The organism is Mesorhizobium sp. M8A.F.Ca.ET.021.01.1.1 (assembly GCF_003998025.1).
Taxonomy (GTDB): domain Bacteria; phylum Pseudomonadota; class Alphaproteobacteria; order Rhizobiales; family Rhizobiaceae; genus Mesorhizobium.
The window spans coordinates 14,654-35,594 of sequence record NZ_RZSJ01000005.1; the positions used below are offsets into that span (position 1 = coordinate 14,654).

19 protein-coding genes and 1 tRNA gene are annotated in these 20,941 nt (G+C 59.6%); 3 read left to right on the plus strand and 17 right to left on the minus strand.

Going from position 1 to position 20,941, the window contains the following annotated elements:
* Nucleotides 1-136: 136 nt before the first annotated feature.
* The 3 genes from EOA36_RS01670 to EOA36_RS01680 all read right to left on the minus strand — a co-directional run bounded on the left by EOA36_RS01670 (nt 137) and on the right by EOA36_RS01680 (nt 1,881).
* Nucleotides 137-724, minus strand: coding sequence for a GNAT family protein (locus EOA36_RS01670; RefSeq protein ID WP_189553073.1), 588 nt, complete (start codon nt 722-724; stop codon nt 137-139).
* A gap of 120 nt (nt 725-844) precedes the next feature.
* Nucleotides 845-1,114 (minus strand): 50S ribosomal protein L27, encoded by a 270-nt coding sequence (gene rpmA / locus EOA36_RS01675; RefSeq protein WP_013529063.1) that lies wholly within the window; start codon nt 1,112-1,114, stop codon nt 845-847.
* A gap of 98 nt (nt 1,115-1,212) precedes the next feature.
* A complete protein-coding gene (locus EOA36_RS01680) occupies nt 1,213-1,881 on the minus strand; it encodes a 50S ribosomal protein L21 (RefSeq protein WP_127275341.1) in 669 nt (222 codons plus the stop codon).
* Between the two features lie 333 nt (nt 1,882-2,214).
* On the opposite strand from EOA36_RS01680, the gene EOA36_RS01685 reads away from it, so the two are divergent.
* Together EOA36_RS01685 and EOA36_RS01690 are read left to right on the plus strand one after the other, a co-directional pair.
* Nucleotides 2,215-2,304: transfer RNA gene (locus tag EOA36_RS01685), tRNA-Ser, on the plus strand.
* A 114-nt stretch (nt 2,305-2,418) separates the two neighbouring features.
* A complete protein-coding gene (locus EOA36_RS01690) occupies nt 2,419-3,741 on the plus strand; it encodes an integrase (protein ID WP_126057794.1) in 1,323 nt (440 codons plus the stop codon).
* A 1,454-nt stretch (nt 3,742-5,195) separates the two neighbouring features.
* Here EOA36_RS01690 and EOA36_RS37965 read toward each other — a convergent pair.
* The 13 genes from EOA36_RS37965 to EOA36_RS01750 form a co-directional block, all read right to left on the minus strand.
* The gene (locus tag EOA36_RS37965; RefSeq protein WP_245454739.1) at nt 5,196-5,861 is read right to left on the minus strand and encodes an EAL domain-containing protein; all 666 of its coding nucleotides are present in this window, start codon (nt 5,859-5,861) and stop codon (nt 5,196-5,198) included.
* A complete protein-coding gene (locus EOA36_RS37970; protein ID WP_245455339.1) occupies nt 5,855-7,018 on the minus strand; it encodes a GGDEF domain-containing protein in 1,164 nt (387 codons plus the stop codon). Before EOA36_RS37970 ends, EOA36_RS37965 begins: the two co-directional genes overlap by 7 nt.
* A 254-nt stretch (nt 7,019-7,272) precedes the next feature.
* Entirely contained in the window at nt 7,273-8,454 is a 1,182-nt protein-coding gene (gene ubiM / locus EOA36_RS01700; RefSeq protein WP_185928959.1) for a 5-demethoxyubiquinol-8 5-hydroxylase UbiM, read from the minus strand.
* A 280-nt stretch (nt 8,455-8,734) separates the two neighbouring features.
* Nucleotides 8,735-9,079: a hypothetical protein gene (locus EOA36_RS01705; RefSeq protein ID WP_126057793.1), complete on the minus strand. Its 345-nt coding sequence runs from the start codon at nt 9,077-9,079 to the stop codon at nt 8,735-8,737.
* Nucleotides 9,080-9,691: 612 nt separating this feature from the next.
* Entirely contained in the window at nt 9,692-9,847 is a 156-nt protein-coding gene (gene ccoS, locus EOA36_RS01710; RefSeq protein ID WP_081714250.1) for a cbb3-type cytochrome oxidase assembly protein CcoS, read from the minus strand.
* Nucleotides 9,848-9,852: 5 nt separating this feature from the next.
* Nucleotides 9,853-12,126 (minus strand): cation-translocating P-type ATPase, encoded by a 2,274-nt coding sequence (locus tag EOA36_RS01715; RefSeq protein ID WP_126059322.1) that lies wholly within the window; start codon nt 12,124-12,126, stop codon nt 9,853-9,855.
* Nucleotides 12,123-12,620, minus strand: coding sequence for a FixH family protein (locus tag EOA36_RS01720; protein ID WP_126057792.1), 498 nt, complete (start codon nt 12,618-12,620; stop codon nt 12,123-12,125). Before EOA36_RS01720 ends, EOA36_RS01715 begins: the two co-directional genes overlap by 4 nt.
* Entirely contained in the window at nt 12,617-14,176 is a 1,560-nt protein-coding gene (gene ccoG / locus EOA36_RS01725; RefSeq protein WP_126057791.1) for a cytochrome c oxidase accessory protein CcoG, read from the minus strand. The genes EOA36_RS01720 and ccoG overlap by 4 nt, the downstream gene beginning before the upstream one ends.
* Nucleotides 14,177-14,342: 166 nt before the next feature.
* Nucleotides 14,343-15,206, minus strand: coding sequence for a cytochrome-c oxidase, cbb3-type subunit III (gene ccoP / locus EOA36_RS01730; protein WP_126057790.1), 864 nt, complete (start codon nt 15,204-15,206; stop codon nt 14,343-14,345).
* A 2-nt stretch (nt 15,207-15,208) separates the two neighbouring features.
* Nucleotides 15,209-15,358: a cbb3-type cytochrome c oxidase subunit 3 gene (locus tag EOA36_RS01735; protein ID WP_024502864.1), complete on the minus strand. Its 150-nt coding sequence runs from the start codon at nt 15,356-15,358 to the stop codon at nt 15,209-15,211.
* Between the two features lie 11 nt (nt 15,359-15,369).
* On the minus strand, nt 15,370-16,101 hold the full coding sequence (ccoO, locus tag EOA36_RS01740; protein WP_126057789.1) for a cytochrome-c oxidase, cbb3-type subunit II: 732 nt from the start codon (nt 16,099-16,101) through the stop codon (nt 15,370-15,372).
* Nucleotides 16,101-17,720: a cytochrome-c oxidase, cbb3-type subunit I gene (gene ccoN / locus EOA36_RS01745; protein WP_126057788.1), complete on the minus strand. Its 1,620-nt coding sequence runs from the start codon at nt 17,718-17,720 to the stop codon at nt 16,101-16,103. The genes ccoO and ccoN overlap by 1 nt, the downstream gene beginning before the upstream one ends.
* Before the next feature lie 496 nt (nt 17,721-18,216).
* The gene (locus EOA36_RS01750) at nt 18,217-18,960 is read right to left on the minus strand and encodes a Crp/Fnr family transcriptional regulator (RefSeq protein ID WP_126057787.1); all 744 of its coding nucleotides are present in this window, start codon (nt 18,958-18,960) and stop codon (nt 18,217-18,219) included.
* Between the two features lie 152 nt (nt 18,961-19,112).
* Between EOA36_RS01750 and hemN the strand changes: the two genes are divergently transcribed.
* A complete protein-coding gene (gene hemN, locus EOA36_RS01755; protein WP_126059321.1) occupies nt 19,113-20,462 on the plus strand; it encodes an oxygen-independent coproporphyrinogen III oxidase in 1,350 nt (449 codons plus the stop codon).
* A gap of 235 nt (nt 20,463-20,697) precedes the next feature.
* On the opposite strand, the gene EOA36_RS01760 is transcribed toward hemN, so the two are convergent.
* A complete protein-coding gene (locus tag EOA36_RS01760; protein WP_126057786.1) occupies nt 20,698-20,940 on the minus strand; it encodes a DUF2274 domain-containing protein in 243 nt (80 codons plus the stop codon).
* Between the last annotated feature and the right edge of the window lies 1 nt (nt 20,941).

Below are 20,941 nucleotides of genomic sequence, written 5' to 3' on the forward strand. Positions count from 1 at the left end.
CGCACCGAGATTCAGGTCAGGCCGAGCCGAAGATGATGGCTTCCGAGAACCGGAGCGGAGCGTACTGAAGCACGCGAGCACCGGAAGCGCAGGAAGCCGCCATTCGCAGGCCGGCCTGACCTGAATATCGACGCGCCTAGAAATGGATCCAGTTGCGCAGGCTGGTCCAGGTCTTCCTGTCGAGCCGGTAACGCTCAACAGGCACCTGGCCGGCGACGATCGAGTTCAGCATGCCCTGGCCGGCATACTGGAAGCCGCACTTGTGGATCACCCGGCGCGAGGCCGGGTTGATGACCCGCGTCGAGGCATGCAGCACCTGGATCGACGTCTTCTGGAAGGCGAGATCGACCAGCGCGTGCGCTGCTTCGGTCGCATAGCCGCGCTTCCAGTGGGGCTCGCCGATCCAGTAGCCGAGTTCCAGCCCGCGATCGGTGGTGTTCAAGCCCGCGCAGCCGACGAAAGTGTCGGTGCCGGCCAGCGTCAGCGCATAGGCGATGCCGGCGCGGCGCGCCTTGGTCATGGCGAGGAAGGCACGCCCCTCGGCTTCGCCATAGGGGTGCGGCATGCGGGCCAGCATTTCGGCGACGTGACGGTTGTCGGCAAGCTCCACCAGTTGGGCGACATCCCGCTCCTCGGGAGCGCGCATGACCAGCCGCTCTGTAACCAGAACCGGACAATCTATCGCGTAACTTTCGTCTTCTGAGTCTTCCGCTTCGGCAACCATTTCAAAGTCCTCCAGGCACAAGAAAAAGGGGAGATGGAAACCCATCTCCCCTGATCCTTTTCCTGGCTTTGCCAGACACCGGTTCCCGAGATGGGCGCCGGTGTTCTAGTGCGGAACCGGCTACTCCGCGGCTTTGGCAATCGGGTTGACCGATACGTAGGTTCGGCCGTTGGCTTTTTTGTTGAACGTCACGGCGCCGGTTTCGAGCGCGAAAAGCGTATGGTCCGTGCCCATGCCGACATTGACGCCGGGATGCCAGGTCGTGCCGCGTTGACGAATGATGATGTTGCCCGGGATGACGGCTTCGCCGCCGAACTTCTTCACGCCCAGACGCTTGGAATGCGAGTCGCGACCGTTGCGCGACGAGCCGCCAGCTTTCTTGTGTGCCATCTAACTAACTCCGTTGCGCCGCAAGGCGCCTAAAAGGCCTTATGAACGCGTTCGCGTTCCGTTTCAAGTCCGATCCGGCTGATGTTTCGCCGGAAAAATTACTTCTTCGCCAGTTCCTTGGCCTGTTCGCGCCAGTCCTTGATCTGGTCGGCGCTGAACGGCATGTGCTCGTCGATCTTGGCGACATCCTTGTCGCTGAGCTTGGCGAGCTGCGCGAAGGTGATGATGCCCTGCTCGGCGAGATCCTTGGCGGCGACCGGGCCGATGCCCTTGATCACGGTCAGGTCGTCCGGCTCGCCCTTCGGCGCCTTGAACAGCGGCGCGGCGACGGCCTCGGCCTTCGCTTCTTCCTTGGGGGCGTCCTTCTTGGCCTTGGCTTCCTTCGGCGCGGCCTCGGCAGCAACCTCAGCCTTGGCTTCCGCCTTGACGGCGGCCTTCTTGGCGGGCTTGGCGCCACCCAGCAGGATCTCGGAGATCCGCACGGTGGTCAAAAGCTGGCGATGGCCGATCTTGCGGCGCGAATTCTGGCGGCGGCGCTTCTTGAAAGCGATGACCGTGCGGTTCTTGCCCTGCTCGACGACTTCGGCGGTGACCAGAGCGCCATCGACGAACGGCGCGCCGAACGTGACATTCTCGCCCTCGCCATGCGCGAGCACGTGGCCGATCTCGACGATGTCGCCGACATTGGCTTCGACTTTTTCGATCTTCAGGAGATCGTTGGCGGCAACGCGATACTGCTTACCGCCCGTTTTAATGACTGCGAACATTTTTTGCCTTTCGCTGTTCGGTCGGCCTTGATGAACCGCCTCTGGCGGTTCGGCCGTCTTTTTGTCAGTCTGCGGGTTCAAAAAACAAGCGGCGCGGAAGAACCCTCCACGCCGATTGCGCGCTGTCCCTAACCGAAGGTTGCGTGGGAGTCAAGGCAAACAGCCCGATTCCTCGCCTTGGCGGACCAGCCGACATTGCCTGCCGGGGACGGGCGGCATCGGTCCAGGCAAGGTCCGGGACGGCAAGCTGAATTTCCGGCGGATTTGGCCTTGTAACCTGCCCGATCAGCCGTTATCTAGTGCGCCGCGCCGGCAACGGCGGACCATGACCGCGGAGAGGTGGCAGAGTGGTCGAATGCACCGCACTCGAAATGCGGCATGGGTGCAAGCCCATCGGGGGTTCGAATCCCTCCCTCTCCGCCATTTAGCTTCCATAATAATCGTTTCCTTTCAAAAGCTTCCTTGTTGCGCTTGACCAGCGCGAAGCGAAACTTATCTTAGACTGTGTAACAAACTGTGTAACATTAGAGAAAGATAATGCGACGTTCCGCAGCGCCAAAGCCGCATAAACGTGAAGGCATCTGGTATCTCGTCCGCAGGGTGCCGAAGGAATTCGCGGCGTTTGATCGCCGCTGCCTAGTACGCATTTCCACGGGCGTCGCCGTGGCTGACGATCCCCGCGGTGTACGGGCGCGAGATGCAGTGCAAAGCCTCGGCGCGGGGCTGGAGGCGTATTGGCGTAGACTGCGGGAAGGCCAATCCGCCGAGGCGGGGCTGCGTTTCGAAGCCGCGAGGAAGCGCGCGCGGTCATTTGGATTGGCCTATCGCTCTAACGAGGAACTAGCAGCGGGGCCGCTCGACGAACTCATGGCCCGTATCAAGCTGCTCCTCGACAAAAAATCGATCGAGGACGCGCAGGACGTCTCGGCCGTCATGGGTGGGGAGAAGCGGCCAGCGGTCCGCCTGAGCGGTCTTATCAAGGAATTCGAGACGATCGAGCAACAGAACTTGCTGACCATGTCGCCTAACCAAATCAAGAAATGGCGTAACCCCAAAAAGCGCGCAGTTGCCAATCTGGTTGGAGTCATTGGCGACAAGGAGATCGCAAGCCTCACTCGGGACGACGCAATCGCGTTCCGCGAGTGGTGGCAAAAGCGGATCGTTGAGGATGGACTTGATATCGGTACGGCCAACAAGGACATCGGCCATGTTTCGAAAATGCTGCGCGTCGTCGATCTGACTCACCAGCTCAAGCTGGAGCCGGTTTTTCGAAACCTGCGTCTTTCCGGCGCCGTCCCCGGGCAACGCGCTGCGTTCACAGCGGAGTTCATTCAGGAGAAGATACTCGCTGAAGGCGCGCTCGACGGACTCAATGACGAAGCCCGCCATCTAATCTATGTGATTGCCGATACCGGACTCAGGCTTTCTGAAGCGGCAAACCTCACCACCGAAACAATCCACCTCGATCAAGAAATCCCGCATGTGCGGGTGCGCCCCAATGGCCGTCGCTTGAAGACCGGTCATTCAGCCCGTGACATTCCCTTGGTTGGCGGCGCACTTGCAGCCATCAAGCTCCATCCGGACGGCTTTCCTCGTTATCGCGACAAGGCCGCGTCACTTTCAGCGCTCGTCAACAAGGTGCTCGCCAGCAAGGAACTTCTGCCGACTTCCGAGCATAGTCTTTATAGCCTGCGACACACTTTCGAGGACCGGCTGACGGCAGTTGAGGCGCCGGAGAAGGTAATTGCTTCTCTGATGGGCCACAAATGGATCCGGCCCAAATACGGCGCGGGACCTTCGTTAGCGCAAAAGCGCGAGTGGCTTCAAAAAATCGCTTTTACCCCGCCCGGGCGAATGTGATTGCGGCGCCATCCAGGCCTTGAGAACCAACCTCACGGCTCCAGCTGTCCGAGCCATTTAGGTTGAGCGTGGCCAGCACGCGCTGCGCTCGCTCGCGATTTCCGAGCTTCCGCCGCATTTGTTCGACCTCGTATTCCAGCCTTTCGAAGGTCGGTATATAGGCATCTCCATGCCGGATGACCAAGTAGGCGGCAACAGCTAGACAGCATTCTAGCTCCGTGGCCGATGGATCGGAAAAAGGGGCGACGCCATACCAAGACGAGCAACGCCTCTCGAGGGCTTCCGAACTAGGCAAACGGCCAGCATGTGGCATGGGATACAAACCTATGCCTGATCGACGAACCTAAAGTGCTCACGAAGCTTGACCGGTACGCGGGCCATCGGAGGGTTCTGCCTAAAACCGCCAAAAATTTTGAAACACCCATTCATCCGGCTCGAATTCAAAGGGATCGGCGATTTTTGGGTTATGGCTTGCAAGCATAGTTCAGCCCAGACAAGAACGCCTGATATCTTGTCGTTCACTGTCACCCTGCCAAATATGGTGCCGGTGACAACGGCAGTTTGGCGAGCAGAAGAATTCCCGAGACTGAGACGTTCTACGGCTTGGCCCATGTTCGCGCTCCTCCTCGATTGGAGACAGGATGGGCCATATGGAAGCGAATAAAAGGAGGTTGGTGACGAGTCTCGGTAGTGGAGTAGAAACGGGTGGAAAAGCTTGCGCTATTCGCCGTCGGCGCCGCTAAGCGCATTTGAGAGAAGGGGCAACGATCGCCAAGAGATGACGTCCGATCGCAAGCCGGCTAGAAATGCGACAGTGACGCGCCTTTTTTGGCACGACCTTAGCACCCGATCGGGCCTCAGCTGGTCGTCGTTGCGCAGCCGATCGGGTGCGATTTTTATAAAGCTCTCTTGGCTTTAGCTTTGAGAGCCCGTCATCGAGACAAATGCAAGGGAACGGTCCCGCCCCCTGGGGACATTCGACATGCCGTGGCAGCTTCCTATGGTGAGCCAGCGCATTCCGATACACGTTTTCCGCGCTCTACCGTTGCTCCAGCACCTGTGCTGAGGCTGAGCGCTTGATCAGGACCCGACCGCTGCTGTTGCGGGATGGTGACTGGGTTGAGGTCGCGAAAACCTTGACCGCGGGTACGTTGTTCATCCAGATGAGCGCTGAGCCGAGAAGCAGCCAAGAACGCTTCCCGTAATCGAATCCTACGGGAACCGCGAAACCAGCGTCCAAGGGACGCAATTCTCCGACGTCGTTCACTCAAGCTCATCTCGCAACTTGAACGCTTGTATGAAGCCGCTGCATGTGCGCCGGTGGACCGGATTGCTGCTATCCAAACCACGTGCTCAGTTTCGCCCCCGTAATAACTCTACCGTCCGAAACGGCTTTCGCGCGTCAGGTCCACCCCACATGAAAGTTCCGCGAGCAGCACGGACGGAGAGGCCGGTCACAACTCCTTCGCGTGCTCTTTTACTACCGAATCAAGTGCCAAATGGAGAGGCACTGCCTTAGAGAACAGGAAGCCCTGCGCGGTTCTGCAGCCAAGCTTGTACAGAGTTTGCCGATCTGCCTCTGTTTCAACGCCCTCGGCCATGACCTCGATCCCGAGCGTCCTACCAAGGTCAATCACCGCTTTGACAAGCAGCCGATTCTCCCGGGACTTGGCTAAGCCGCGAATGAAGCCCTGATCTATTTTCACTTTCCTGATCCGACTGTCCTTGAGCGATGCCAACGTCGAAAAACCGGTGCCGAAGTCCTCGAGCGCGATAGAAATGCCAGCATGTGAAAGCTGGCCGAGCTTTTCATCCACTCTGTCCGGATCCACTGGGGCTTCTTCGGTAATCTCGATGTCGAACATCGTTGCAGGGAGGTCTTTTGCCGCCAGACCATTAAGAATCATCTCGTCAATATCGCCAGCTTCCAACTCGCGCGGTGAAACATTCATCGCCACACGAACATCACGACGGTCAGCTTTGACCAAGCCCTCGATAAGAGCGCAACAGTCGGCGAATACCGTTTGAGTTAGCAGCTGAAGCATTCCAGTTTCGCGTGCCGCTGTCATGATCTCGGGCGGAGAAATGGGACCGTGAAGCGGGTGAGACCATCTTAGCAAGGCTTCAAAACCGACGACGCTTCAGTTTCGAGTCTTACGATTGGCTGAAACCAAGCGACCAAGCTTCTCATCGTTATCGCCGAATGAAGATCGCGTTCGATTGACTGGCGGCGTTGCAGTTCCCGGGCTAGCTCGGCACCGAACAGACAAAATTCATTCCTGCCGCGGCGCTTAGCTGTGTAAAGGGCGATGTCGGCCCGCAACAACATTTCCGTCAGTCCGGGGTTTTCAGCCAAGTAGATTCCTATAGACGCTCCAATGCGGACGGATGCGATCCCAGGATAGGGGCGAGCAAGCTTGGCTATGAGATTGGACGCGAGATTGGTGGGAGAAGGAGAATTCTTTCGCGAAGAAAAAACCAGCACGAATTCATCCCCACCGATGCGGGCGAGCGTTGAGCCCTCCGGTGCTTCTTCCTCTATTCGGCGGGCGATCCTGGCAAGCAGCTCGTCACCCGTTCTGTGACCGTAGGTACCGTTGACAGATTTGAACCCGTCCAGATCAATCAGCATGGCCACAAAGGGTCCATCGGTGTTCTCAAACTGATCGATTGCATGTTCGAGGCCCCGCCTGTTGAGGAGCGCGGTAAGATGGTCCTCCCTGGAATTGCGCTCCATTTCCGCGGCAAGCCGCTCGGCTTGATGTCTCAGGCGGCTCGCGTCACGGAAGCGCGCTTGTCCAACGAACGAGGATCGAACCAGGCCGCCCTCGAAAAGCAGGACGGCAAAAGCCAGAATGTAGTTTTCCGGGGCTCCCTTCGTCAGCAAACATGCGGCGGCAATGAGGAGTGGCGGTGTGATGAAGCATATCGCTGCCGCAGCATATGAGCTGCCGTACGTGACCGCGCCAGCTGAAATGCCCGCCAGAATTATTAGATGCAGCGATGCTTGAGACGTCGTGTATCCAGCCGTTAGGATGGCAAGGAATGACCAGGTGAATCCCGCCAGAAGAGCAAGCCTGCCAAACCAGCGAAGCCGCAGCCAAACCCGTGTCAGATCATCCTGGACTCCGGGTTCCTTCAGCTGATGACGGGCGAGTGCAAGGCGGGCGGCATTTATCGCATTAACGACCGAAAACCAGGCCGCGCCAGCAAGACCGTTCCCGGAAAGGGCCTGCACGGTCAAAATCAGCCCGGACAGCACAATGCTTATCGGCATTGAGACGAAAAGGCCTGCCCTCAGATCAGCGAGCTGGTCCTGAAGGATTCTCGCCTCCAGCGGATCTTCTTTTCCAAGGCTGGACGGGTCAGCTTGCTTACTCCTGCTTGTCCGCAGCCTATGCAGCCCCCCTGAAGGACGGGTTAATTCTTCAATCGGAGATCAGCGTCGGGGAGCAGGATTACTCCGGTGCATCATGCACTCTCTCCCATCGCTCGCCCAGCACGCGCAAAAATGCGACTGCTGGTGCAGTATCACCGCTGGAGCTCCGCCGATATCCCATGCCGGACAAGGGGAACATGTTGGGCAAAGCGAAGCCCCAGATGCCTTGCAAGCCGTGCCGCCAGGTGGTCTCTGGAGTAGAGTCCAATCAATATGTTCGTTGCATGGTAGAGCGGCGCCGCCGACAGGCGCAGCCGCCTTTCGTATATATGCAGCATGTCGGGGTCGCCAACATTGCGGCCGTCGCGGCACGCAGTCATGATTCCACGGGCGAGTTGCTTCTGGCTGCTGAGACCGATGTTGAATCCGTGAGCGGTCACCGGGTGCATGCCGATGGCAGCGTCGCCGATGAGTGCGGCGCTCGGCGCCCGGAATTTGTGCGCCCAGGTCGTGACCAGCGGATAGGTGTGGCGCTTGCTTGCCAAGGTCATTTTTCCAAGGCGCCCTCGACACCGTTTCGTCAACTCCGACAGGAACAAATCATCATCGAAGGCAAGCAGTCTATAGGCCTCGTTTGAGCGCAATGTGAGCAGCAGCGACGACATGCCCTCCGCGAGGGGCAACATCGCTATCGTCTGATGGTGATCGAACCATTCGATGGCGATCTGGTGGTGGGCGCGCTCGTGCCTCACTCGGCAAATCAGCATCGAGTGGCCAAGCCGGTTGATATCGGCGCCGATGCCTAGCAGATCACGCGTGGCGGACAAACGCGAATCCGCGGCAACAACCAGCCGAGCAGTTAAACGCGCGCCATTAGAGAGCGTTACGACTGCTCCTTCTTGGCTGTTTGTTGCATCGACGACCGAGTGGCCGCACAACAGCCGGGCGCGATCCTGCAAGCGGACGATTTTGAACAGCGCCTCGCGGATCCGGCAATTTGGAACCAAAACCCCCAGCGGTTCTCCAGAGTTGCTGGGAGGATCGAAACGAAGAGCGAATGCGCTCGAGCCGTTGAGCACGCGCGCGCCTTGAAGTGCTGATTTGTCCGAAGCCGGGATGACATCCCAGGCGCCGAGCTCGCGAAGGGTTCTGATCGAAGCGTTGGTCAGCGCGATTTCGCGACCATCGAAAGCCGGATTCGCCAGACTATCGAATGTGTTCTGTTCAACAACTGCCACCTTGAGTTCGCTTTGGGCAAGCGACGCAGCGAACGAAAGGCCGACCGGGCCGGCTCCAACGACAACGATGTCAAAATTATCGTCAGAGCCCATCAGCGTGCCGCCATCCGGTCGCCTATCCTCGTGTAACGGTGGAACTGAGCCGAGTGACATGAGCTCCGTGGCCGCCGCATTGCCTAAAGGCGCTGGGCCGGGAGATTCGCATCGATCGGCAACGAAGCACTCAAAGCGCTCAGAGGTGGATGCGGCTAACCGATCCCGCCCTTTGGCCGCGCAGCCGCGCAGATCGCCGCCAGCAAGCGAGACACTCGCGACGCTGGTCAGCCACGGCCGCGCCGCATCGATCGCCACATTCCACCTGGAACCCTTGCGCATACTACTCACGCTCCACGACGTCGAAGCGGGCTCTCTTGCGAGGGTATCGAACGTAGCGCTCTCTCTCGTCATCCCAGCCAAGGTAGCGGAAACTTTTATCCACGACCGCGCATATCTCATCAAGAACCTGCTGCATGGCTTCGATGTCGATGTCCTTGCAATTCAGTCGCCGATAGAGCAAAGCCCACGCGGCGACATAGTCGTCGAAATAGCGCGCGTCACTCGAACCAATGATCAACTTCGGACGGTTGATCGATCTCGAAAACGCACGTCCCAACCCCGATGATGCTCCGCAGCACGTTGACATCACGAGGATCTTCGGCGCTGGATGCGAGCCCTGGAACATTTCTACGAAGTCAGCCCAAAGAAGGCCACTTTCGACGCACACAACCCATCAAAGGCGAAAGCTGTTGATCGGCCCCCGTGTCCGCGCAGCCACGCGGATGGTCAGCCAGCAAGCGAGATACACACGACGCCGGTCAGCTAATGGCTGCGCCGTAAGCACAAGGCATGGCCGACCACACGACAGAAAACCCAGAACCGTGAAGGTGCTGATAATGACGACCAATCTTTCCGTAAGTCATGCATTTCTCCGTCGAAGACTGGTCAATAGAACACACCGATGAGTATGACCCTGATCTGGATCAGCCAGACATGACCAATCGGCACTGGCGGTTCACGGTCAGGTGATCGACCGTGACGTTCCACTTTGGAACCCGTGCGCACATGGCCAAGCTCTCGTCCGGCCACGCGAGGTACTCTCGTGGCATCAGCCGCCTCATACTGGGTGCAATGGGAGGCAGTCCTTCGCACGACAGAGGCTTTTCACAAATGTAGTGTGCAGCTTAGGTCAAGATGGTCATGGAGCATGGAGCATGGAGCATGGACAGCTTGTTCCCGACCGAGCCGGCTCGACTGACGAGCGCGATCCGCGCATCTTATGCACAGCGGATTGAAATCAGCGTTCCGGTTTGTCGTCCCGATCAATTAGTATCCGCTCGGCGGCTCCGTCGAGATCTTCGTATTGACCGCTTCGCAATGCCCAGACGAAGCCGGACACACCCAGTGCACCCAGAAAAAGGGCCACTGGTATGAGATAGAGCAACGTCGTCACGAGGATTATGCCGAATAGCTGACTGCGGAGCGTCCGACTTTTTGAATAACTTGCAGCGTCGCATTCGCCCCGAAGCCGTGCAAGCGCAATGCGTTTCCAATAACAAGCACCGATGAGGCAGACATGGCAATCGCCGCTAACAAAGGCGTGGCGTGCCCGAGGATGGCGATTGGTACTGCCACCGCATTGTAGACGATCGCAATCGCGATGTTCTGGCGGATCAGGTGTCCCGCCTTGCGCGAGACGTCCAGCGCGAGAGGCACTGCCAGAAGGCTTTCGCGCAGGAATACGAAGTCGGCGGCATTGCGGCCAATGTCGGCGGCGGTAGCTGGAGCGATCGAGACATGCGCCGCGCTGAGCGCCGGCGTGTCGTTGAGGCCGTCGCCAACCATCAGAACCTTGTGTCCGTCTTTCGCCAGGGTCTCGATGCGCTCGACCTTGCCGGATGGCAGCAGGCACGGAACGAAGTCCTTGACACCCAGCATTTCTGCGACTTCACCGCAGGCACCCGCAGTATCGCCCGACAGCATTTCCACTGACACCCCGGCATGGCTCAATTGCCCGATCGCCGCCTTGGCGTCTGCGCGCAGCGCGTCCTCAAAATCGAAGGTCGCGACAATGAACCCGTCTTTTGTCAGCACGGTTCCGCCATGTTTGCCTTCACCACCGGTCCGGGCTCTCCATCCAGCCCATCCGCGTCGGCCTAGCCGCCAGGTGCTTCCGGCTCCAGTGGCTTCGATTCCAAACCCTGGATGCTCGGTGACGGCATCAAATTTGTACTGCCCGCCGGGATGGGCAAAACCGGCTATGGCCTTTGAAAAAGGATGGCGGGAATGCGTAGCCATGTCTCCCGCGACTGCCAGCATGGCCGGATCGATCGACGATGCATTGACCAGCCGGGGCTGGCCGAGCGTGAGCGTTCCGGTCTTGTCGAACACCGCTGTATCAATCGTCGCCAGGCGCTCCATGGCAGAACCGTCCTTTACCATGATGCCGTTCTCAAACAGGCGCCGCGCGGCGACCACCTGAACGATCGGTACGGCGAGGCCGAGCGCGCACGGGCAGGTGATGATCAGAACGGCAATGGCGATGGTTATCGCCCGGTGCCAGTCGCCGGTCACCGCCATCCAGCCAAGGAACGTCGCGAAGGCTGTGAGATGAACCACCGGGGCATAGAGCGCTGAAACGCGATCGGCGATCCGGCGATAATGCGCGCGGCCGCCCTCTGCGGCTTCCATAAGACGAACCATTTCCGCCAGAAACGAATCCTTCGCGGCGGCTGTCGCCTCAATCGTCAGCGGGCCGGTAAGATTGAGCACGCCGGCCTGAACTGCTTCGCCCGGCGCCACGTTTTTCGGCGTGCTTTCGCCTGAGGCCAGCGAGCAGTCGAGATCCGACGTTCCCTGGATGATCTTGCCGTCGACGGGGATCCTCTCACCGGCTGCGATCAACAACCGCATGCCTGGTTCGATCTCGCCGACCGGCAAATAGTCGCGCGCGCCGTCGCTGCGCAGCACCATGGCGCCATGTGCGGCCAACTGGGACAGGCCTTTCACAGCGGTCCGGGCACGTTCGCGCATCACGTGATCCAACGTGCGGCCGATCAACAGGAAGAACAGCAGCGATACCGACGCGTCAAAATAGGCGTGATCGCCATGGTTGATCGTCTCGTAGAGGCTCATGGCGTAGGCGAGCGAAACACCGACCGCGATCGGCACGTCCATATTCATGCGGCCATGGCGCAAAGCATTCCAGGCCGAACGGAAGAAGATGCCGCCGGCGAAGGCGAGGGCAGGAATGGCGATCAGCGCCGAGACCCAGTGAAACAGGTCGCGGGTAGCACCTTCGGCGCCGGACCAGACCGAGACCGAAAGCAGCATGATGTTGCCCGCCGCAAAGCCGGCAACCGCGACCGCGCGGATCAAATCCGATAACGTCCTGTCCTTGTCGCCGACCTCGGAAGGGAAGAGATGCGCCTGGTAGCCTAGCCGCCCAAGCGCGACGACGAACGGTGGGACCTCGTCACCACGCCACCGGACAGAGACCCGTTTCGTCGACAGGTTGACGCGGGCGCTCTCGACGCGATCGAGCTTTCCCAGCGCCGTCTCGATCGTCTGGATGCAGCCTGCGCAATGAACCGTCGGTACTGAAAGATCGGTCTGGTGAAGATCATCGCCAAGCGATCGGCTCGCCAGCCTGATCTCCTGGCTGGACGGCAGGACCGATCCGGTGTTGACCAGATCAAGCGCCATTTCGGCGCCCGGTGCACAACAACTCATTGCAGCGCTCCATTGGAAATCATGATCCGGCGGACGTCGCGATACGGTTTGTCCAGACCGGCGTCGGCGTCGACTTCGACAATCCAGACGCCGTCCTTCGGCATGTGCTGGGCTGCGAATTCCTGGCCCGAGGCGGGTGCGAGGGTGACCGACTTGTCCTCCTTCTCGTACGCGGGATGGCGAAACAGCACCTTGACGCCGTGCAAGGGAACCGGCTTGCCGGCGACGTCGGCGAGGCCATAGCGAACTTCGCCCCATGCGATGGTCAGCTTGCCGGTCCAGCCAAGTGCTGCCTGCGCCCGTCCTTCCTCGGCCTTCTTGTTGAATTGCTGGCTCGCCACATAGGTGTTTTCGACGACGAGGCCAGTCCAGCTTGTGCTGGCGAGCGTTGCCATGGTCAGATTGACTGCGATGACCACGCCGAAAAAGGCCAGGATGATGACCAGCATGTGCCTGCCGGTGAATTCACGAGGCTTTTGTACATTGGCAGTCATCTGAGGGGCTCCGGCGCGTTGAAGGTGGCGGTGTACTCGTTCGACTCAAAGCTGGCTCTGTCCTCGACGCGGAACTTGAAGGTCTGTGCCGGAGCGCGGATCTGGTCCGCCGGCTGGCGAACGAAGACCCTCAGCATTTTCAGGCGGTCGGGTTCGACCGGAATGGCGAAGGAACGGCCTGCGGGGATGTCGTCGCCGACGACGACCATGTCAGCGCCTTCAAGGCCCTGCATGGTTACGACGATCGTCCTCGGCTCGGGGATCATGTTGAGCAGCTTGACGGTATAGCCATTGCGGATGGATCCGTCGGTCAGCGTGACGAACTGGGGATTGCGATCATGCAATACGTTCAGTTCGAGCCGATCGCGCGTCAGCAGCGAATAGAGCAGGCCGAGGCCGATCAGCGACCACAAGCCCATGTAGACGTAGGTGCGCGGCCGAAAGATCTTGCGGATGTGAAAATGCGCCACCTTGTCGGAGAACAGGCCATCAGCGGTCCTGATCAGCGATGGATTGACTGAGCTGGACCCGCCTGCAGTCGCCAGCATCATGTTGGCGTTGTAGTCGGAGAGCGTCGCATAGGCGATCAGCCCACGCTCCTTGCCGAGCTTGTCCATGACGCCGTCACAGGCGTCGATGCAGAGCGCGCAAGTGATGCATTCGAGCTGCTGGCCGTCGCGAATGTCTATCCCCATCGGGCAGACCGCGACACAGGCATTGCAGTCGACGCAGTCGCCCACGGGCTGGCCTGCGGCCAGCACCTTCTTGGCGTGGCGCGAACGCGGTTCGCCGCGCCAGTCATTGTAGGTGACAGTGAGGGAATTTTCATCGAGCATGGCCGCCTGGATGCGGGGCCACGGGCACATATAGGTGCAGACCTGTTCGCGCATCAGACCGCCGAACGTGTAGGTGGTAGCCGTCAGGACGGCGACAGTGATGTAGGCGACGGGCGCCGCAGTGCCGGTGAAGAGCTCGCCGAGCAGCGTCGGTGCATCGGCAAAGTAGAAGATCCAGGCGCCGCCAGTCGCCGCCCCTATGACCAGCCAGATGGTGTGCTTGGACACACGCAGCATGAGCTTGCGCGCGGTCCAGGGACCTGCGTCAAGTTTCATGCGGGCGTTGCGGTCCCCCTCGATCGCACGTTCGACGACGAGGAACAGATCGACCCACACCGTCTGAGGGCATGCATAGCCGCACCAGGCACGGCCGACAGTCGAGGTGATCAGGAAAAGACCGACGCCCGCCATGACCAGGAGGCCGGCCACATAGAAGAATTCCTGGGGCCATATCTCGATGAAGAAGAAGTAGAAGCGCCGGTTCGCGAGATCGAGCAGGACTGCCTGGTCCGGGGCAAATGGACCGCGAGCCCAAGGCAGCCACGCAGCCAGGTAGTAGATGCCAAGTGTGATCGTCATCACCAGCCATTTGAAGCGACGAAAGTTGCCCGAGGCGCGCTTCGGAAAGATCTTTTGACGCGCGGCATAAAGCGGCTTGCGGGTTTTGGCGGAATTGACAGTTTCTGTTTCGAGCCGTGTCAACTGCGTCTTATCACGCATGTGCAACTCCACTTTCCCAGCCAATGTCAGGGGCACCTGTCGTAAAGCCTCGCGGTAGGATAGCCTTGCCGGGTTGTGCAGATCGCATTAGGGATGGTGTCGAGGCCCGGCTCACGCCGGGCCTCGTCCGCTTGGCAGGGGGGACCGAAGAATAGGACTTCCATTCCTATTCTCCGCCGCCAAGCGAATGGACATAAACTGCAAGTTCCTTGACCTTGATCTCGCCGAGACGGCCAACCCAGGCCGGCATGACGCCCTGTTTTGGCGCACGGACCTGTGCGGCGATGGCTGTCTCACCGGATCCATAGAGCCAGATCGCATCGGTCAGGTCGGGGGCGCCGAATTCCCTGTTGCCTTTTGCATTGTCGCCGTGACAGGCGACGCAGTTCTCGGCAAAGACCTTGGCGCCGGGTTGGATCAGACTTGCATCGCGGACCTTGCCGGAAAGGCTGGCCACGTAGGCGCTGACTTGTGCGATCTGGTCGGCGGTAATGATGTCGCCGAAGGCCGGCATTTCCGACAGGCGCGTGTCCGGATCGGATGCGAAGCGGATGCCGTGCGTAATCGTCTGCTGGATCTGCTCGGCCTTGCCGCCCCATAGCCAGTCGTCGTCGTTGAGATTGGGAAAGCCCTTGGAACCTTGGGCGCCGGAGCCGTGACATTGTACGCAATTGACCTTGAAAGCGGCGCCACCGGCGGCGATTGCGAATTCGCGCAGGCCGTCGTCCGCGGAGATCTCCGAGACGCTCTTGGACTCCACCGCCGAGATATATTTGCCCTTGGCGGCCTCAGCCGCAGTCAGCTCGTTCCTGACCTCGTTGCGGCTGGAATAGCCGAGCACACCCTTCGTCGCCGAGTGCAACAGAGGCCATGCTGGATAGGCGATGGTGTAGCCTATCGCCCAGACAATGGTGACGTAAAAGGTGATAACCCACCATCTGGGAAGCGGGTTGTTCAGCTCCCGGATGCCATCCCATTCGTGGCCGGTGGTCGAGACGCCAGAGATTTCATCGATATGCTCGTCGCTCATGATCACTCGTCCTCGAGCGGAATGCGGGCCGCTTCGTCGGCCAGCCTTCGGCTGCCGGGGCGTAGGGCAAAGGCGATGCACCCCACGAAGAACAGCGCCATCGCAACCAGGCCCCAGCTGTCGGCAAACGCCCGCATCAAATTGTAGGTCATCAGCGTTCTCCTCAGCGGTAGCCGGCGGCTTCGTCGTAATTTTTGAAGTCGACCAGTGTGCCAAGCATCTGCAGGTAGGCGAGCAGGGCATCCATTTCGGTGACCTGTTGCGGGTTGCCGTCGAAGTCGCCGATCTTGGCTTTTGGGTAACGCGCCTCAAGGCCTGATGTGTCGGCATTGGGATCGGCCTGCGCCGCCAGATCCGCATTGGCGTGGACGATCATGTCATCGGTGTAAGGGACGGCTACAAGCCTGTTGGCGACCAGATGCGTTGAGAAATCCTTCACGTCGATCGGCGTGTCTTTCAGGAACCCATAGCTCGGCATGATCGATTCCGGCACCACCGAGCGCGGGTCGGTAAGATGCGCGACATGCCATGCATTCGAGTAGCGGTCGCCAACTCTGGCGAGATCCGGCCCGGTGCGCTTCGATCCCCACTGGAAGGGGTGATCGTACATGGACTCGGCAGCTAGGCTGTAGTGGCCATAGCGCTCAACTTCGTCGCGGAACGGCCTGATCATCTGGCTATGACAGAGGTAGCAGCCCTCGCGCATATAGATGTTGCGCCCGACAAGTTCGAGCGGCGAATAGGGGCGCATGCCTTCCACCTTCTCGATCGTATTGTCGAGATAGAAGAGAGGCGCGATCTCGACGATGCCGCCGACCGTCACCACGAGCAGCGAGCCAACGAGAAGAAGCGTGGCGTTCTTCTCGATGATTGCGTGTTTGTCCATCAAGCCCATTACCTGGCTCCTGATCGCGCAGGTCGGATGGCGACGGGGCTCGGCATCGGCTCCTCCTCGCGCTGGTGGCCGAGGATGGTCCTGGTGATGTTCCAGGCCATGATCAGCGCGCCGGAGAGGTACATGGCCCCACCGATGGCGCGCATGACATAGTAGGGGTGCATGGCGGCGACGGTCTCGGCGAAGGAGTAGACCAGGAAGCCCTGCTCGTCGTATTCGCGCCACATCAGGCCCTGCATGACGCCGGATACCCACATCACCGCGGCGTAGACAACGATACCAAGTGTCGCCAGCCAGAAATGCCAGGTGACCAGCCGCAACGAGTAGAGCCGTTGCCGGTTCCAGAGCTTCGGCACCATGTAGTAGATTGCGCCGAACGAGATCATGCCAACCCAGCCGAGCGCGCCCGAATGGACGTGGCCGATCGTCCAGTCGGTATAATGCGACAGCGAATTGACCGCCCGGATCGCCATGATGGGGCCTTCGAAGGTCGACATGCCATAGAAGGCGACGGCCATCACCATCATGCGTATGATCGGATCGGTGCGCAGCTTGTCCCAGGCGCCGGACAGCGTCATCAGGCCGTTGATCATGCCGCCCCAGGACGGCATCCACAGCATGATCGAGAACACCATGCCGAGCGTCTGCGCCCAATCGGGCAAGGCGGTGTAGTGCAGGTGATGCGGCCCGGCCCAGATGTAGAGAAAGATGATCGCCCAGAAATGGACGATCGACAGCCGGTACGAATAGACTGGCCGGTTCGCCTGCTTGGGCACGAAATAATACATCATGCCGAGGAAGCCGGCGGTGAGAAAGAAGCCGACCGCGTTGTGGCCGTACCACCATTGCGTCAAGGCGTCCTGGACCCCTGAAAAGGCGGAGTAGCTCTTGGAGCCCAGGAACGAGACTGGTATGGACAGGTTGTTGACCACATGCAGCATCGCGATGGTGACGATGAACGACAGGTAGAACCAGTTGGCCACGTAGATATGCGGTTCCTTGCGCTTCAGGATCGTGCCAAGGAACAGAATGAGGTAGGCGACCCAGACGATGGTCAGCCAGACATCCACATACCATTCGGGTTCGGCGTACTCGCGGCCCTCGGTGATGCCGAGCAGGTAGCCGGTCGCGGCCATGACGATGAACAGCTGGTAGCCCCAGAAGACGAACCAGGCCAGATCACGGCCGAAGAGGCGGGCGCGGCAGGTGCGCTGCACGACATACAGAGACGTGCAAAGCAGCGCGTTGCCGCCGAAGGCGAAGACGACACCGGATGTGTGCAACGGCCGCAAACGACCGAAATTGAACCAGGGCTGGATGTTGAGATCGGGGTAGGCGAGCTGCAGCGCGATCACCACGCCGACCAGCATGCCGACGACACCCCAGAACACGGTGGCGATCGCGCCGTAGCGGATCGGACCATCCATGTAAGCGGATGGGTCAATCGGAGCTGCTGGCTTGAACTCCGTGTTGCGCAACAGGATCGCAGTGAAACCAGCCACTGCGAAGAACAACACCCACATGTGTCGGCGGAAAGGTTCATCCACGCCGAAGCCGGCGGCCACCAGGGCCGCAAAAGCGAACACGCTTAGAAGGACGATCTCTGTGCCGAATTTCATTGCAGATCCCGATCTCGAATCTGGTGGATGCCAAATCCGCAGCGCACTAATCGCGCAGCCGCCGCCCCCTCGCCCTGATCTATGTCAGGCCGCAAGATTTTGTGTCGGCGGCGCAATCAGCAGGTGGCGAATGAACGAGGAACGCAGCGCGGGCTCACCCCCCTCATGGAAGGCGTTCCCTGGGTTGGGCGGGCGCAGACGCGATCGCTGAGGCGAAAGCTGAGGCCCTGCGCGCGTTGGATGCTATTGCCGATGCCCTGCCAAACGTTGTTCGGATCCCATTGGAAACGAACGCGATCGTTCCGCCGAGCCGTGGCAGATTAAGGACCATGCTTCGCCGGTATGTGCCGAAACACACCTGGCGATTGGTCACGTTCCTATCAAAGCCCGAAAGCTGTTTGTCTCGACCGTGACGCCGCTTCGTCGAAGGCGCGGCAACATCGCATTAAAAGGCAAACACGGCCCGCCCCGGAGTCATGCGACATGGCCTCGCCGCTTAGGGCCGCTCGCGTCCGCCGCCACAGCGCTTCTCCAGACGGCTTATGCTGTCCACCGTCACATGGCGTGCGTTCTCAATCCGAATCACCCCGTCAGCCCGCAATCGCGTCAGTTGGCGGCTCACGGTCTCGTTGGTGATTCCAAGGAAATCAGACATTTCGACACGCGTCAGCGGCAGATCGAAGGACGCCGACCCGGAAGCCGCATCGAGACTGGAATCGATATTCCGGGCCATCATGAGGAGAAAAGTCGCTACCTTTTCCGGAGCTGTCTTGCGCCCCAGCGTCACCATCCACTCGCGCGCCTCATCGAGTTCATTCAGCGTCTGTTTGAGCAGGCGATGCTCGAATTCCCGTGACGCCTTCATCATCCGTTCGACGGCCGCTCGCGGAAACGAACACAGCGTGACTGCTGTTGCCGCTTCCGCATTGATCGAGCTTTCCACCTTGAAAGGACGTCCCAGAAAATCCGGTGCAAACTGGAGACCGACGATCTGCTGGCGCCCATCCGACAGGCTCTTTGATAGCTTTACAACGCCTGAAAGCACGTTGGAGTAGCTGTCGACGTTCTGTGCCTCGCCGGTCAACTCCATTCCTGACTCGATCCGGCGACGCGAGCAAGTCTTGGCGAGCCCAACCAAATTGTCTGGATCGAGCGCACCGCAGACACCGCGACGCCGTGCCTCGCAAGGGAAGCAAAGAACAGGAATGCCGGAACTATGAATGTCTTGCCGAAAGGTCATGCGTTCGCCTTACCCGATCCTAACTGCCGGCAGGATACCCATCCAGGGTAGAGAAATCCTGCGGCGGTTTGTCCATGAGCGCGGCTGATCGAGATCAGGGTCTGCTTCAGCGATGCGTGCAGTGTTCCGGCGGGCAACACGGTGAACGCGAGATGCAATCGGAAATAGCTGTCAAACTCAGCGAGAACGTCCCACGCTACACCAGCTATCCGACGGCGCCGCATTTCCATTCGGGGATCGATGCTGCCATTTACCGTGGCTGGTTGGAGACGCTGGAAAGCGGCGACGAAATCTCGCTGTACCTGCACATTCCTTACTGCGACAAGCTCTGCTGGTTCTGCGCCTGCCACACCAAGCAGACGCACCAATATGAGCCGGTGGCCGCTTATCTGCGCTCGCTGAATGCCGAAATCGTCACGATTGCCGGTCTGCTGAGCGGCAAGGCACATGTCCGTGCAATCCACTTCGGTGGCGGTTCGCCAACTATTCTGAGGCCCGATGATATGGTTGCTCTTGGAGCGGCCTTGCGGGACAGCTTCGACTTTCTCCCGGATGCTACGGTCAGCATCGAAATCGAAACCAACGACATGGACAAGGCGCGCCTTGATGCACTTGCTCAAATCGGCGTAACCCGGGCGAGCCTCGGCGTGCAGGATTTCGATCCGCAAGTGCAAAAAGCAATTAATCGTGAGCAGAGTTTTTTGCAGACCAAGGCAGTCGTCGACGGGGTTCGTTCGCGGGGCGTCGAATCGGTCAATCTGGACCTGCTCTACGGGCTCCCGAATCAGACACGCGAGACGATCTGTTCCACGGTGGCGCAGGCACTGACCTTGGAGCCAGACCGGATGGCCCTGTTCGGCTACGCACATGTGCCCTGGTTCAAGAAGCATCAGACGATGATCGACGAGGCATGGCTGCCGAGTCCCACTGAGCGTTTCGCCCAATCTCAACTCGCGGCGCGGGCAATTGTCGCCAAGGGATATGAGGCAATAGGACTCGATCATTTCGCGAAGCCCGACGATGCGCTGGCCATAGCGGCCCGCGCAGGGGTTTTGCATCGCAATTTTCAGGGCTACACTGAGGATCGCTGCCCGACACTGATCGGACTTGGCCCTTCGTCCATCGGTCGTTTTCGCCAAGGCTACGTGCAAAACATGGCTTCGACTGCCGGGTACGGGCGCATGGTTGCGGATGGCGGGTTGGCTGCCGTCCGCGGCGTTGCCCTTTCCGACGACGATCGCGTCCGTGGCTGGATCATCGAGCGGCTGATGTGTGATTTTGCCTTCTCGGCAGTCGATCTGGTGGAGCGGTTCGGCAAAGCCGGCGAGCAGCTCCTTCATCGCTCGAGGTCCATCGCACTCCACGATCCTGCCCGAGCGCTTGAATTCGATGGTGACAGTTTCCTCGTACGGACTGAAAGTCGCCCCTTCATTCGAACCATCGCGGCCAAGTTCGATACATATTTCAAAGGGGGAACGGCGAGGCACTCGGTGGCGGTCTGAGCAAAGCACAGTGCGCTCGCCGTTTGGTCGATCGGCGAACCAGCTGCGTTCGTTTTGACCGCTCATAGGCGACTACCGCATCAAATCGAAAATGCAAACTTAGGCTGTTGCGCGGTATCTCCTTCCACATCCTCTCTTGCGCATACCTACATTCCAAGGGGTTTGATCCTATGCTTCGCGAGGAGCAGGTAGGTCGCGACAGCTAGGCAATGTTCCAGCTGCCCTAGCGGAGGAGTCACGATTTTCCGGCAAGCTCCGTCGGCAGACGTTCTTTTCTGGCCCTGGCAAAGGCTCGGTCGCCTTCCAGAAACGCCGCCAGCATGAAAGGGATGAGTTCTGCCACGGTTTCAGACTGACCATAGGTCTGACGGTAAAGTGCAGCATACTCCTTGAGTGTTTGGCTCAGCTCCGCGCTGACGGTAATGGTGATCTTCGAAGCTGTTCGGTCCGGAAGTTTTCCAAGTTTCAGGTCAGCCATG

Excerpts from the sequence above, each read along its gene's own strand:
- EOA36_RS01760 (WP_126057786.1), bottom strand. The coding sequence starts at position 20,940 with ATGGCTGACCTGAAACTTGGAAAACTTCCGGACCGAACAGCTTCGAAG.
- hemN (WP_126059321.1), top strand. The coding sequence starts at position 19,113 with ATGCAATCGGAAATAGCTGTCAAACTCAGCGAGAACGTCCCACGCTAC.
- EOA36_RS01715 (WP_126059322.1), bottom strand. The coding sequence starts at position 12,126 with ATGAGTTGTTGTGCACCGGGCGCCGAAATGGCGCTTGATCTGGTCAAC.
- ccoN (WP_126057788.1), bottom strand. The coding sequence starts at position 17,720 with ATGAAATTCGGCACAGAGATCGTCCTTCTAAGCGTGTTCGCTTTTGCG.
- EOA36_RS01690 (WP_126057794.1), top strand. The coding sequence starts at position 2,419 with ATGCGACGTTCCGCAGCGCCAAAGCCGCATAAACGTGAAGGCATCTGG.
- EOA36_RS01705 (WP_126057793.1), bottom strand. The coding sequence starts at position 9,079 with ATGTTCCAGGGCTCGCATCCAGCGCCGAAGATCCTCGTGATGTCAACG.
- EOA36_RS01750 (WP_126057787.1), bottom strand. The coding sequence starts at position 18,960 with ATGACCTTTCGGCAAGACATTCATAGTTCCGGCATTCCTGTTCTTTGC.
- ccoP (WP_126057790.1), bottom strand. The coding sequence starts at position 15,206 with ATGAGCGACGAGCATATCGATGAAATCTCTGGCGTCTCGACCACCGGC.
- EOA36_RS01735 (WP_024502864.1), bottom strand. The coding sequence starts at position 15,358 with ATGACCTACAATTTGATGCGGGCGTTTGCCGACAGCTGGGGCCTGGTT.
- EOA36_RS01720 (WP_126057792.1), bottom strand. The coding sequence starts at position 12,620 with ATGACTGCCAATGTACAAAAGCCTCGTGAATTCACCGGCAGGCACATG.
- EOA36_RS37970 (WP_245455339.1), bottom strand. The coding sequence starts at position 7,018 with ATGCCGATAAGCATTGTGCTGTCCGGGCTGATTTTGACCGTGCAGGCC.
- ccoG (WP_126057791.1), bottom strand. The coding sequence starts at position 14,176 with ATGCGTGATAAGACGCAGTTGACACGGCTCGAAACAGAAACTGTCAAT.
- EOA36_RS01670 (WP_189553073.1), bottom strand. The coding sequence starts at position 724 with ATGGTTGCCGAAGCGGAAGACTCAGAAGACGAAAGTTACGCGATAGAT.
- ccoO (WP_126057789.1), bottom strand. The coding sequence starts at position 16,101 with ATGGGCTTGATGGACAAACACGCAATCATCGAGAAGAACGCCACGCTT.
- EOA36_RS01680 (WP_127275341.1), bottom strand. The coding sequence starts at position 1,881 with ATGTTCGCAGTCATTAAAACGGGCGGTAAGCAGTATCGCGTTGCCGCC.
- rpmA (WP_013529063.1), bottom strand. The coding sequence starts at position 1,114 with ATGGCACACAAGAAAGCTGGCGGCTCGTCGCGCAACGGTCGCGACTCG.